Annotated in this window: 14 protein-coding genes and 1 riboswitch; of the genes, 13 read left to right on the top strand and 1 reads right to left on the bottom strand. The window is 27.1% G+C overall.

What is annotated here, in order from left to right; all coding sequences use genetic code 11:
• The first annotated feature begins 18 nt into the window (after window positions 1–18).
• From QOZ84_RS12630 to QOZ84_RS12575, 12 genes are all read left to right on the top strand, one after another.
• Window positions 19–1,176, top strand: coding sequence for an amidohydrolase (locus tag QOZ84_RS12630; protein ID WP_284133325.1), 1,158 nt, complete (start codon window positions 19–21; stop codon window positions 1,174–1,176).
• 62 nt (window positions 1,177–1,238) lie between these two features.
• Window positions 1,239–1,357, top strand: a riboswitch (FMN riboswitch).
• Window positions 1,358–1,491: 134 nt separating this feature from the next.
• Window positions 1,492–2,106, top strand: coding sequence for an ECF transporter S component (locus tag QOZ84_RS12625; RefSeq protein WP_284133324.1), 615 nt, complete (start codon window positions 1,492–1,494; stop codon window positions 2,104–2,106).
• A 520-nt stretch (window positions 2,107–2,626) separates the two neighbouring features.
• Window positions 2,627–3,079 carry a tRNA (adenosine(37)-N6)-threonylcarbamoyltransferase complex ATPase subunit type 1 TsaE gene (gene tsaE, locus QOZ84_RS12620; RefSeq protein ID WP_284133323.1) on the top strand — a complete coding sequence of 151 codons (453 nt, stop codon included), beginning with the start codon at window positions 2,627–2,629 and terminating at the stop codon, window positions 3,077–3,079.
• Window positions 3,079–3,795, top strand: a complete 717-nt coding sequence (gene tsaB, locus QOZ84_RS12615) for a tRNA (adenosine(37)-N6)-threonylcarbamoyltransferase complex dimerization subunit type 1 TsaB (protein WP_284133322.1) — start codon at window positions 3,079–3,081, stop codon at window positions 3,793–3,795. The genes tsaE and tsaB overlap by 1 nt, the downstream gene beginning before the upstream one ends.
• A complete protein-coding gene (gene rimI / locus QOZ84_RS12610; protein WP_331496581.1) occupies window positions 3,785–4,240 on the top strand; it encodes a ribosomal protein S18-alanine N-acetyltransferase in 456 nt (151 codons plus the stop codon). Before tsaB ends, rimI begins: the two co-directional genes overlap by 11 nt.
• A 2-nt stretch (window positions 4,241–4,242) precedes the next feature.
• A complete protein-coding gene (gene tsaD, locus QOZ84_RS12605; protein ID WP_284133320.1) occupies window positions 4,243–5,259 on the top strand; it encodes a tRNA (adenosine(37)-N6)-threonylcarbamoyltransferase complex transferase subunit TsaD in 1,017 nt (338 codons plus the stop codon).
• A 608-nt stretch (window positions 5,260–5,867) separates the two neighbouring features.
• On the top strand, window positions 5,868–6,626 hold the full coding sequence (locus QOZ84_RS12600) for a sensor histidine kinase (RefSeq protein WP_284133319.1): 759 nt from the start codon (window positions 5,868–5,870) through the stop codon (window positions 6,624–6,626).
• Window positions 6,627–6,639: 13 nt separating this feature from the next.
• The gene (locus QOZ84_RS12595) at window positions 6,640–7,356 is read left to right on the top strand and encodes a LytR/AlgR family response regulator transcription factor (RefSeq protein WP_284133318.1); all 717 of its coding nucleotides are present in this window, start codon (window positions 6,640–6,642) and stop codon (window positions 7,354–7,356) included.
• A 240-nt stretch (window positions 7,357–7,596) separates the two neighbouring features.
• Window positions 7,597–8,604, top strand: a complete 1,008-nt coding sequence (locus tag QOZ84_RS12590; RefSeq protein WP_284133317.1) for an efflux RND transporter periplasmic adaptor subunit — start codon at window positions 7,597–7,599, stop codon at window positions 8,602–8,604.
• Complete coding sequence (locus QOZ84_RS12585) at window positions 8,597–9,277, top strand: ABC transporter ATP-binding protein (protein ID WP_284133316.1); 681 nt, start codon at window positions 8,597–8,599, stop codon at window positions 9,275–9,277. The genes QOZ84_RS12590 and QOZ84_RS12585 overlap by 8 nt, the downstream gene beginning before the upstream one ends.
• A 2-nt stretch (window positions 9,278–9,279) precedes the next feature.
• Window positions 9,280–10,515 carry an ABC transporter permease gene (locus QOZ84_RS12580; protein ID WP_284133315.1) on the top strand — a complete coding sequence of 412 codons (1,236 nt, stop codon included), beginning with the start codon at window positions 9,280–9,282 and terminating at the stop codon, window positions 10,513–10,515.
• Between the two features lie 42 nt (window positions 10,516–10,557).
• Complete coding sequence (locus QOZ84_RS12575) at window positions 10,558–11,190, top strand: YIP1 family protein (protein ID WP_284133314.1); 633 nt, start codon at window positions 10,558–10,560, stop codon at window positions 11,188–11,190.
• 72 nt (window positions 11,191–11,262) lie between these two features.
• Here QOZ84_RS12575 and QOZ84_RS12570 read toward each other — a convergent pair whose 3' ends face one another.
• On the bottom strand, window positions 11,263–11,892 hold the full coding sequence (locus QOZ84_RS12570; protein WP_284133313.1) for a redox-sensing transcriptional repressor Rex: 630 nt from the start codon (window positions 11,890–11,892) through the stop codon (window positions 11,263–11,265).
• A gap of 135 nt (window positions 11,893–12,027) precedes the next feature.
• Here QOZ84_RS12570 and QOZ84_RS12565 point away from each other — a divergent pair, with 135 nt between their 5' ends.
• Window positions 12,028–13,941 carry an ABC-F family ATP-binding cassette domain-containing protein gene (locus QOZ84_RS12565; RefSeq protein ID WP_284133312.1) on the top strand — a complete coding sequence of 638 codons (1,914 nt, stop codon included), beginning with the start codon at window positions 12,028–12,030 and terminating at the stop codon, window positions 13,939–13,941.
• The last annotated feature ends 71 nt before the right edge of the window (window positions 13,942–14,012 follow it).

Genomic DNA, 14,012 nt, shown 5'->3' with positions numbered 1-14,012 from the left:
TATTAGGAGGAGTAGTATATGATTTTTATAAAAAATGGAATGATAGACACAGTAACTAATGGAATAATAGAAGCAGATGTACTTGTAAAAGATGGAAAAATAATGGAAATAGGAAAAAACATAGTAGCGCCATTAGATGCTGAAATTATAGATGCTAAAGGGAAATTTATATACCCAGGATTTATAGATGCACATACACATATGGGATTATGGGAAGATGGTATGGGGTTTGAAGGTGCAGATGGAAATGAAGAAACAGACCCAATAACTCCACAATTAAATCCTATAGATGGAATAAACCCAATGGATAATACTTTCAAAGAAGCAGTCCAAGGTGGGATAACATCAGTATGTACTACTCCAGGAAGTGCAAATGTAATGGGAGGACAATGTATTGCAATAAAAACTCATGGTAGAAGAATAGATACTATGATTATAAAAAATCCTGTTGCATCTAAAATAGCTTTTGGAGAAAATCCAAAGAGCTGCTATGGAAAAGATGAAAAAACTCCGCAAACGAGGATGGCTATAGCATCTCTTTTAAGAGAAAATCTTAAAAAAGCTGAGGAATATTTAGAAGAAATGGAATTATACATGGAACATGAGGACCATGATAAGCCTGAATATGATATAAGAATGGAAAGCTTGTTGCCAGTACTAAAAGGAGAAATACCTTTTAAAGTTCATGCACATAGAGCAGATGATATATTCACAGCAATAAGAGTTGCAAAAGAATTTGATATAAAGCTTACACTAGACCATTGTACAGAAGGTCATCTTATAGTTGAAGAATTGGTTGAAGAAGGGTATCCAGTAATAGTAGGTCCATCATTATCAGAAAGATCTAAAATAGAATTAAGAAATTTAACTTTTGATACAGCAGGAGTACTTTCAAATGCAGGACTTAATGTTTCATTAATGACAGACCACCCTGTAATACCAGTTCAATATTTACCAATGTGTGCGGGAATAGCTGTTAAGCATGGTATGAAAAAAGAAAAAGCTATTGAGTCTATAACTATAAATCCAGCTAAAGCTTTAGGAATAGAAGACAGAGTTGGTTCTATAGAAGTTGGAAAAGATGCTGACATAGTTATTTGGGATGGATGCCCATTAGAAATTCAAAGTAATGTAATATATACTATTATTAATGGGAAAACTGTATATAAAAAATAGTTGACATTAAATATATTATTAAATATTATATAAGTATATAATAAGGAAAATTAAATAGCACGATAGGTCTTCGGGGCAGGGTGTGATTCCCTACCGGCGGTATAGCCCGCGAGCTACATTTGTAGCATGATTTGGTGAAATTCCAAAGCCGACAGTATAGTCTGGATGAGAGAAGAAGCAAATTTTTTGCATTGTTTTATTAATATACACAAAATAAGTGTATATTATATAACCTGTACTCAAAAAATAAGCTCGAAGATGGTCTCTTCGGGCTTTTATTTTTTCCTAATAATAAAATTAGGAGGTACAATTTTTATGGAACAAACAATTAAAACAAAGAGAGTATTTACAACATCTACATTAGTAAAGGTAGGGATATTATCCGCAATAGGATATATACTAATGTTTATATCTGTACCGATTCCAATGCTTTTTCCAGATTTTCTAAAGATAGATATATCTGATTTAACAGCAGTTCTTGGAGGAATAGCATTAGGACCAATAGCAGGCGTTACAATAGAACTACTTAAAAACTTACTTCAATTTTTAACAGGTATGTCAACAACTGGAGGAGTTGGAGAATTTGCAAACTTTATGATAGGTGGTTCGTTTGTATGGATAATTTCTTTTGTATATTCAAAGAAAAGAAATATATCTGGTCTTATGATTGGACTTTTACTTGGAGTTTTAGTTATGACTATAGTAGGATGTATATCTAATTACTTTATAGTACTTCCATTTTACGCAACTATAATGCCGATTGAAGCAGTTATAGAAATGGGAGCAGCATTAAATCATTTAATAGTAGATAAGTTTACGTTTGTACTATTTATAATAGGGCCATTTAACTTATTAAAAGCAACAATGATATCTTTATTAACATTGCCAATGTATAAAAGAACAGAGAAAATTTTAAATAAAGTGAAATAAAACAAATACCGAATGTAAATTTAAATTAATTTACATTCGGTATTTTTATTTATATATAATGATTTAGATATTAAAAAGCACTTACATCTATAGTAAGTGCCTAGGGGGAGTAAGGAATATTTAATGTTTTGGGGGAGTAAACATCCCTTATATTTTAATTATGGTCGATAAACTTAAATAATATACATATTTAAATACAAAAAAAATAAAGCCTATAAATATTATAAGCTTTTAAAAAAGGGTTTTTTAACCTTAAAAGGTTATAGGAATATAGAATAAAACAAAAAAGGTTTTTAATGCTCCAAAAATAGGGCACTAAAAACCTTCATGGTTTCATTGAATTTATACTCTTAACATAAATGTAGTTCAATTTATTTTAAAAGTCAACAAAAATCTAGTAATTATTTTATTTATATAATTCATAAGCCTTTAAGATATTAGTTAGTTATATTATAATAGATTCTAGTTGATAATTATAAATAGAAACAAAGTATTTGACTAAAGATGATGGAGAGAAACTATGATTAATATATATTTAGAAGATGAAAATAAAACAAAAGAACTTGGATATAAACTAGGAACACTATTAAAACCAGGAGATGTTGTATGTTTAATAGGAGACTTAGGTGCTGGAAAAACTACTATGACTCAAAGTTTAGCAAGAGCTTTAGAAGTTGATGATTATATAACAAGCCCTACATTTACAATAGTAAATGAATATGAAGGAAAAATGCCACTGTACCATTTCGATGTATATAGAATAGGTGATAGTGAGGAAATGTATGATATAGGATATGATGAATATATAAATGGTGATGGAGTATGTATAATCGAATGGGCAAATTTAATAGAAGACATACTTCCTGATGAATACTTATATATAGAATTAAGATATAAAGATATGTCTAGAGAGATGATATTAAATCCAGTTGGAGCAAAATACGAAAAAATAGTTGAGGAGCTGATAAAATAATGAAGATTTTAGGTATAGATACATCTTCAATGGCTACAAGTGTAGCTGTGTTAGAAGATAATAAACTAATATGTGAATATACAATAAATACTAAAAAAACACATTCTCAAAAGCTTATGCCAATGATAGAAAATATGTTAAATATAAGTGATATAAATATTAATGAAATAGATGTTATTGCAGTATGCGAGGGTCCGGGTTCATTTACAGGACTAAGAATAGGCATGGCTACAGCTAAAGCGATAGCACACGTAAATAAATTACCTATAGTAGGAATAAATTCAGTAGAGATATTAGCAGGAAATATGAACTTATGCGATAAAAATATTTGTTCAATATTAGATGCACAAAGAACTAAAGTTTATATGGGACAATATAAATTTGAAAATAATGAATTAATAGAAATAAAGAATGTTGATGTTGTTGAGATAGATGAGTTAATAGAAGAATTATCAAATAGCAATGAAGAATGGATTTTAGTTGGAGAAGCAGTTTACAAATATGAAGACAAACTTAGATTAGTTGATAATATACACATACCAGCACCTTCTCATAATGTAAGTAAGGGTAGTAGCTTAGGAAGTTTAGCTATGAACAAATATAATAAAAATATCGGAGTTTATGATTGTTACAATATAAATCCTATATATATAAGAAAATCTCAAGCTGAAGTTGAATATGAAGAGAAGATGAAGAGGTTAAATGATGGAAAATAAATTAGTTATAGAACAAATGACATCAAAACATATTGATGGAGTATTTGAGGTAGAAAAAAATTGTTTTGAACATCACTGGTCTAAAGATTCCTTTAAAAAGGAACTTAAAAATGATGTTGCAAGATATTTAGTAGCTAAAATAGATGAAAAAATAGTTGGTTATGTTGGAATATGGTTTGTAATGGATGAAGGACACATAACTAATGTAGCTGTTCATAGTGAATATAGAGGAAAAAAAATCGGAGATGAATTAGTAAAAGAATTAGTTAATCTTTGTAAAAAAAGTAATATAGCATCAATGACTTTAGAAGTTAGAGTATCGAATATAGTAGCTCAAAGTTTATATAAAAAATATGGATTTAAATTGGCTGGAATTAGAAAAGAATACTATAGTGACAATAAAGAAGATGCTATGATAATGTGGAATGATGTAAAGGCGGTGTAGGTATGAAAGATATAATAACATTAGCAGTAGAAAGTAGTTGTGATGAAACTGCTGTAGCAGTTTTAAAAAATGGTAGAGAGATACTATCAAACGTAATTAACACTCAAATAGAACTACATAAAAAATTTGGTGGAGTAGTACCTGAAGTAGCATCAAGAAAGCATATTGAAAATATAGATGCTGTATTAGAAGAAGCATTAACAGAAGCTAATATTACATTAAATGATATAGATCATATAGCGGTAACTTATGGGCCAGGACTAGCAGGAGCATTACTAGTTGGGTTATCTCATGCTAAAGCACTTGCATTTACTTTAAACAAGCCTCTTGTTGGAGTAAATCATATAGAAGGACATGTTAGTGCAAACTATATAGAGCATAAAGATTTAAAACCACCATTTATAACTTTGATAGTATCAGGTGGACATACTCATTTAGTAGAAGTAAAAGATTATGGAGAGTATGAAATATTAGGAAGAACTAGAGATGATGCATCTGGTGAAGCTTTTGATAAAATAGCTAGAGCTATGGGACTTGGGTATCCAGGTGGACCAATAATAGATAGACTAGCAAAACAAGGAAATAAAAATGCTATAGACTTCCCAAGGGCATTTTTAGATGATGGATATGATTTTAGTTTTAGTGGATTAAAATCATCAGCATTAAATTATTTAAATGCTAAAAAAATGAAAAATGAAGAAATAGTTGTTGAAGATGTTTGTGCATCATTCCAAGAAGCTGCTGTTGATGTTTTATCTAAAAAAGCTATAAAGGCAGCTAAAGAAAAAGGATATGACATAATAGCACTTGCAGGTGGGGTTGCATCAAATTCAGCTCTTAGAGAAAAAATTACAGAGTTAGGAAAAGAAAATAATATAGATATAAAATATCCTCCATTAATTTTATGTACAGATAATGCAGCTATGATAGGATGTGCAGGATATTACAACTTTATAAATGGAAGAATTCATGATATGAGTTTAAATGCAGTTCCTAATTTAAAAATAGGTGACAGATAATATTATTTAGGTAGTAAGAATATGCTTTGAACTCAACGCATATTCTTACTATCTACATTAATATATATTCAAATTATACAATATATTATTTAAAGGGGAAAAAAATGACATGGTTTCATACAATCTTAATATATATAGGATTAATATTAACATTTGTTAATATATACTATGTTAATAGAGAAAATAAACGTTTGATAATAATATACTCTTTTATTTTATATATATTATCATTAGTATCATATAAATATTTAGGAATATCACCTTTGTACGTAGTAAATATTGTTATGTCATTTATTATGTACAAAGTTACAAAGAAAATGCTTCTTACTATAGTGATTCCACTAAGTACAACTTTGCTAAGTATAATTATTAATATTACATGTTACTACATACACTTTGGCATATTTGATATTAACATATATGAAAATACTAGTGTAATAAATATATTGATGTATTATACAATCATTTACTTACTATTATTTTTGTCAGCTAGATATGTGAAAAAATTATTATTGAAAAATATAGGGAATTTCAATGTTAAAATTAAAACAATATTTGCTATAACCTTAATACTAGTTATTACGATATACCTTGAGACTTTGAGACAAATGAAATTAATGGAAGTACCAGATATAAGTCAAGTATCACAAAATATACTTTTTATTTTATATTTTATAACTTTTATGACTTTTCTACTTTTAGTGAGTATTATAAATAATGAAAATAGATTAAAAGAAATAAATGAATATAATAATAAATTAGAAAAAATGACTAATGAGATGAAAAAATTTAGACATGATTATAAAAATATTTTGCTTTCTATGAATGGATATATACAAGAAAATGATATGGAAGGGCTAAGAAAACTTTTTTATTGTAGTATAGAACCTTTAAGTAAAAATATAAATTCATATAATTTAAATATTACATCAATATCAAACATAAAAAATTTAGAATTAAAAGGAATCATTTTAGCGAAGTTGATAAAAGCTGAGGATTTAGGAATAGATATAAACATATCTACATACGGAAATATAGATAATATAAATATAAATATTATAGATTTGTGCAGAGTTATAGGAATTATGCTAGATAATTGTATAGAAGCTAGCTTAGAATGTAACAAACCTAATATAGATATATGTATAGAAAAAAAATCAAATTGCACATCTTTTCTTATTTCTAATACATACATAAATAAAATAGACAATATAGCGGATTTATTTAAACAAGATATCTCTACTAAAGGAGCAAATAGAGGTATAGGATTAAGTAATTTAAATGAGATATTAGATAACTATGAAGATGTTTGTTTTTCAGTTAAATTAGATAAATATTTCATACAAAAACTAGATATATATGGCTAGGGGAGAGATAGATTTGAACATATTTATATGCGAAGACAATAAAGAACAAAGAAAAAGTTTAGAAAAAACAATAAAAAAAATATTAATTAAAAAAAATATAAATGGCAAGATAAAGTTATCTACAAATTCAGCATATGAGATATTAGATTATGTTAATGAAAATAAAGATAAGGGAGTTTATTTTTTAGATATTGATATAGGACAAGATATAAATGGGATTGAGTTAGCTTCAAAAATAAACGAAATTGATAAAAATGCTATTATAGTAATTATTACATCTTATCCCAATATGAGTCACCTTATTTTTAAATATCATATAAGAGCTGTAGACTATATAGTTAAAGATGATATAGTTAGTATTTATAAAAAAATAGAAGAATGTTTAATGTTTATAGATGAAAATCTAACAAAGCCGATTGATAATGAACATATAACAATAGAAAATAATCAGTGCTTAGAGAAAGTTAAATATGATGATATTCTTTTTTTTGAAACTACAAAAAAAAGAACTATAGCCCTACATACAAATAATAGTTACATAGAATTTAGAGGAACTTTAAAAGAAGTAGAAGAGAAGTTGGACAAAAGGTTTAGTAGGTGCCATCGCTCTTTTATTGTTAATAAAGATAAAGTAATAAGACTTGATAAAAAACAAAGAATTTTATTTATGGAAGATGGAAGCAAATGTTTTATTTCTATCCTTTTAATAAATAAAGTATTCAATATTTAAATACTAATTTTACAAAATATCCCCTTTACTGTTTTATGGTAGAGGGGATTTATTATTCTGCTTATTTAAATACTAAAATATAAAAATTGCTTAAAAACTACATTTTAGTCCATAAAAACAACATTTCAGTCCATTTTATAAAATTAACATCTATTATATGATAATATGAACTTTATATGATTATTTATTAACATTAATTAAAACTGGTGGTAAATATTATAAGTATGGGGGAGGTAAATAATGAAAAAAAGAAAGATAGCCATAGTTGGATTGATAATTTTAATTTGGATAGGAATAGTAGGATTTTTAATGGTAAAAAGTAAAGGAAAAGAAAATGAAGCTAAAAATGATAAGAATTCAGAAAGATATATTATTCCAGAAGAAAAGAAAATATTTTTAAATGGAGTTGTACAACCAACAAAATCAAAAACTTTTTATAAAGATGTTACAAAAGGTGAAAATTATACAATACATAAGGAAAACGGTGAAAATGTAAATAAGGGAAGTTTACTTATAACTTATGAAAATGATGAGATATCAAGTCAGATTTCAGACTTAAAAGATCAAATAAGCGATTTAAAAAGTGGAAATAAAAACGAAGAAGTACAAGCCGATATTAAAGAACAAATAAAAAGCCTAGAAAAAGATTTATCAAAGTTAAAAAATAAGAAATATTCATATGAGTATGCACCTTTTGCAGGCCAAGTATTTATATCAAAGAAGGATATGAATGTAGAAAATCAAGAATTATTAAAAATTAGAAGTATAGACTTCAACATAAAATCTCAAGTTTCAGAGAGAGAGTTAGAAAAAATAAAAGAAGACCAAAAAGTAGATATATTAATTTTGGCTAATGATAAAAAAACACAAGGAACAATTGCACAAATATCAAATGAACCTGAAGCACAAGAAATAGCACTAGATCAGCAAGCTAGTCCAAATACATCGGTATCTAATTATCCAATTACAATAAACTTACAGTCTAAGGCAAATATAGAAAATGGATATCATGTACAAATAAATATTAAGCTATCAAATAATAAATTTAAAATACCTACAAGTGCAATAAAAGAAGATGGAAATAAAAAATATGTTTATCTGATAAAAGATAATAAATTGGTAAAACAATTTATCCAAGCAGAGAACAGAGAAGACAAATTTAGTGAAGTAATATCAGGCTTAAAAGAAAAAGATGAGATAATAAAAACTATAACTAGTGAAATGAAAGAAGGACAAGTAATTGAGTAATCTTATAAAACTAAATAGTATAGAAAAATATTATTCAGTAGGAAAAGATAAATTACATGTTCTAAAGTCATTAAGCCTGAATATAGAACATGGTGATTTTGTAATGATAATGGGTAAGTCTGGAAGTGGAAAAACAACTTTATTAAACATATTAGGGTTTCTTGATCGATTTGATAAAGGTCAATATATATTTGATGGGAATAATGTAACGAACTTAACAGAAATCGAGCGTTCACATTTTAGAAATAAAAATATAGGTTTTATTTTTCAACAATTTCATCTTATAAATAATTTAAATATATATCAAAATATAGAATTGCCTCTTCTTTATGATAATAGATTTGGCAAAAAAGAGAGATCAAAAAAAATCAAAAAAAATTTAGAGATGGTAGGGTTATTAGACAAAATAAATCAATTTCCAAATGAATTATCAGGTGGCCAACAACAACGTATTTCGATTGCTAGAGCGCTTATAAATGAGCCTCAATTAATATTTGCAGATGAACCTACAGGTGCATTAGATACTAATACTAGTAATGAAATAATGAGTATATTAAAAAAGTTAAATGATGAAGGAAAAACCATAATAATGGTTACTCACGACCCAGATCTTACAAAGTATGCTACAAAAGTTATACATCTTAGAGATGGTGTATTTACTGAGGAGGTCTAGATATGAGTATAAAAAACTTGATAAAAAGTGCACTTTTAAGTTTGAAAGCTAATAAGTTAAGGGTTTTTTTAACTATGATAGGGATTATTATAGGAATAAGCTCGGTTATAGTAGTTTTATCTATAGGAGATGGGCTTAAAACTCAAGTATCAAAGGCTACGGGAGAAACAAAATCAAATAAAGTAAATATGAACTTTGCTCCAGAAAACTTTGGACAAGATATTTCATCGATACAACCTTTTAGAGAAGATGATTTATATAATTTAAAAGAAATAGATGGTGTTGAAAAAGTAGAAAAAGCAAAAATGGAAGATTCTATGAATTTAGGAGGAGAAGTATATACACAGACTAAATTTTTAGATAAAACAGCACAAATAATGGCATCAGCATATGATGGAGAAGACCTTAATAATTTATTTTCTAGTAAAAAAACAGACACTGTTTTAGAAGGAAGGTATTTTGAAAAAAGCGATATAAAAAACGATGTGATAGTTCTAACTTATGAAAATTCTAAAGCTTTATTTGATGAACCTAAGGATGCCATAGGCAAGGCTATAAATATAAATGGAGTTATGTTTGAAGTTATTGGAGTATTAGAAAAGTCAGAGGGAATATTTTCATTTAGCGGGGATTTAATTCAAAAATCTTCTATAGATAGGATTAATAATTTAAAGAATGAAGATGCAAGTGATGAAATAACATCTTTAGATATATATGTATCTCCAGGATTTGATTTTGAATCTGTTAGCGAGGAAGTTAAATCAAAGTTAGAAAGCTCACATCCTGATATAGATGGAACTTATGAAGCTTTTAATCCAGGCACTGTAACGGAGGCATTTACTAAGATAATTTCAAGTATAACTATGTTTATTACACTTATAACAGCAATATCATTGTTTGTTGGAGGTATTGGGGTTATGAATATAATGTATGTATCAGTTACAGAAAGAAAAAGAGAAATCGGAATAAGACGTGCTATAGGCGCAACTCCGAACTCTATAATGTTACAGTTTTTATTTGAAGCGATATTTGTAACTTTGTTAGGTGGGCTAATTGGAATATTTGTGGGATGCTTACTATCTCAATTTGCAGGAATATTTATGCCATTTAAGCCAATAATTACAATTAAAACATTTATAGGAGCATCATCTACATCTGTTATTGTAGGAATTGTATTTGGAATAATTCCAGCATACAAAGCATCTAAATTAGATCCTATAAAAGCTATATATAATTAAAAATTTAATATTAAAAATATAAAATAATTAGGGGGAAAGATTATGAATTTAATAAAATTAGCAGTTAAGCCAAGTGAGTATTTTGAAGAGAATAAAGAGGGAGAAATACAAAAAAGAGAACCTATAAAGTTAAGATATTTATTTATAGCGCTTATAATTTTAAGTGTGCTTAGTTCTGTAGTTCAAACTATGGTTATGCCAGCAGATACAGAGCAAGCACTTAACATTTTTAACATGTCAGAAAAAACATTTACTATATTACAACATGTGGGGTCTGGTATTTTATCAATAGTAGGAGCATGGATTTTTGTAAATATATTATATTTAGTAAATAAAGTTTTAATAAGTTCTGTTGAAAATAAAGAAATTGAAGAAAAAAAATATTTTAAGAGCCTTTTATATTTTAGATATATTGTAACAGCTATAATAGGTTTAGTCTTAAGTATAACATTAAGCCTTATTCTAAAAGATGATAATACTTTAATAATGGTTAGTTCAATAAATAATTTATTTATTAAATTATGGGCAACTTATATTTTATTTGGTATACTTAAATATTATGTACAAACAAAAAAATTACATAAAATACTTCCTACAATATTATATATATTTACTATAATAGGAACTGGGTTTGTTATTTATGGAAATATGGTAATAAGTAAATTAGGCTTATAAAAGAATAAAATTATTTAAAAAACCTAGGTATAATACATCAAAAAAGATGTATGATATCTAGGTTTTTTTATATTACTCGTTTTCTTTCATTAAATATGATAATGTAAATAAACTTTCCTTTAAGTTTACATTTTCAACTATGATATTTTTAGGTACTTCTAAATCTATTGGAGCAAAGTTCCAAATACCTTTAATACCTACATTTACTAGTCTGTCTACAATGTTTTGAGCTCCATTTTTTGGTATACATAACATTGCGATATCAATTTCATTTTCTTTAACAAAATCTTCTAGACTTTCTGAATCTAATACTTCAAAATCTCTTATCTTTAATCCTATCATTCTTGGATTAGCATCAAATAAAGCTTTAACTTCAAATCCCGCTCTTTTAAAACCTGAGTAATTAGCTATTGCTTGACCTAAATTTCCTGCCCCTATAAGTATTGCATTGTACTTTTTGTCTAGTCCTAATATCTTCCCAATTTCATTATGAAGTGCACCTACATTGTATCCGTAACCTTGTTGGCCAAATCCTCCAAAATTATTTAAATCTTGTCTAATTTGAGAGGCTGTAAAACCTATTATATCACTCAATTCTTTAGACGATATTCTTTGAATATCCTTATCTAACAAGTCTCCAAGATATCTATGATATTTTGGTAATCTTCTTATTACTGCCATTGATATGTTTTTTGATCCCATACTATCACCTCCTTAAGGAGTATTTTTTAATTACTCATTAATATTTTACTGCATTTTGCAAAACATAATGCAATGTCCTTGATTATATTATATCAAAACATTATAATTTTAGGTAGTTCAAGGAGGGATAAATTTATGATTGTTTTGTCGTGTAATAACTTAAATAAGAGTTTTGGAATAGATTCTATACTAGAAAACGTAAGCTTTACTGTAAATGAAGGTGACAAGATTGGTATAATCGGTATTAATGGTACTGGTAAAACCACTTTGTTTAAAGTCATATCAGGTATACATAGCTATGATAGTGGAGAAATATATACTTCAAAAGATTGTGAGATAGGATATTTAGAGCAAAATACTAATTTCCATTCAAATAATAATATATTTGAAGAAGTTTTAGAAGTTTTTAAAGATTTAATAGAAATGGAATCTTATTTGAGAAACTTAGAATTAAAAATAGCTGAGGAAAGTTCTAATCCAAATTCTTCACAGCTTGATAAACTTATGAATGAGTATTCTCATAAGTTAGAATTATTTGCTGAAATGAATGGATATGGATATAAATCTGAAGCGAAAGGTGTTTTAAAAGGTTTAGGATTTAGTGATTCTGATATGGATAAACCTATAAGTATACTTTCTGGTGGAGAAAAGACTAGAGTTCTTTTAGGTAAACTTCTTTTAAAAAAACCAACTCTTCTTTTATTAGATGAGCCAACAAACCATTTAGATTCTGAAGCTATAGAATGGTTAGAAGTTTTCTTGAGGCAGTATAAAGGTACTGTTATTTTAATTTCACATGATAGATACTTCTTAGACCAAGTAGTAAACAGAGTTTTTGAAATTCATAATAGAAAATTAAAAGCCTATAATGGAAATTACTCTAACTTTATACAATTGTCTGCTGTTGAAAAGGAATTAGAAAAGAAAAAATTTGAAGACCAACAAAAAGATTTGAAAAAACAAGAAGAATCAATAGAAAGACTAAAAGCTTATGGTAGAGAAAAACATTTAAAAAGAGCTAGAAGTAAAGAAAAAGCTCTTGCTAAAGTAGATGTTTTAGATAAACCAGATGGTGATAGAAAAAAAGCTAGGATTGAATTTAATCCTGCTATAATAAGTGGAAATGATGTTTTACAAGTAAGAGATGTTTCTATGGGATATGGAGAAAGAACATTATTTAAAAATCTTGATCTAGATATTTATAGAGGTGAAAAAGTTGCTCTTATAGGTGCAAATGGGATTGGTAAATCAACATTATTTAAAATAATTATGAGTGAATTAATACCATTATCTGGTGATGTTAAGTTTGGGACAAATGTAAACGTTTCATATTTCCATCAGGAACAAAAAACTCTTAACTTAGAAAATACAATAATAGATGAAATTTGGAACAATAATACTCATTTAAATCAAACTACTTTAAGAAGCATGTTAGGAGCATTTTTATTTGAAGGCGAAGAAGTATTTAAAAAAATATCTACATTAAGTGGTGGAGAAAGAGCAAGAGTTGCTATACTTAAATTAATTTTATCAAATGCGAATTTATTGCTTTTAGATGAACCTACTAACCATTTAGATATAGACTCTAAAGAAGTTCTTGAAGAAGCTTTATATGGGTATACTGGGACTGTATTCACTATATCTCATGATAGATATTTCCTTAATACAGTAGTTGATAAAGTTTTAGTATTAGATAAAGAAGGAATTACTGAATATCTTGGAAATTATGATTATTATATAGAAAAGAAAAAACAAGTTACTGAAATGAGCATAGTTGAAGAGAAAGAAGAAAAAACTAAAACTCAAATTAAAGATGAAAAGCGTAAAGAAAGAGAACAAAGAGAACTTGATAAAAAAAATAGGGTTAAGATACAAAATTTAGAAAAAGAGATTGAGGAAACAGAAATAAAAATTGAAGAAATTGATGTACTTTTATGCCAAGAAGAAGTATATTCTGTTCCTGAAAAATCTAAAGAAGTAAGTTTAGAAAAATTAAATTTAGAAAGTAAACTTTCTTCTCTTTATGAACAATGGGAAGAATTTATGTAGAAGCCAAATATGGCTTCTTTTTTTATTAACTTAGTTACACAGTTAGTATATTATGATATGATTTATATCAT

Source organism: Romboutsia sedimentorum (assembly GCF_030131845.1).
Classification (GTDB): Bacteria; Bacillota; Clostridia; order Peptostreptococcales; family Peptostreptococcaceae; genus Romboutsia_D; species Romboutsia_D sedimentorum.
Note: the sequence above shows the minus strand (reverse complement) of the source record. Positions and strands in the feature narration are given on the sequence as shown.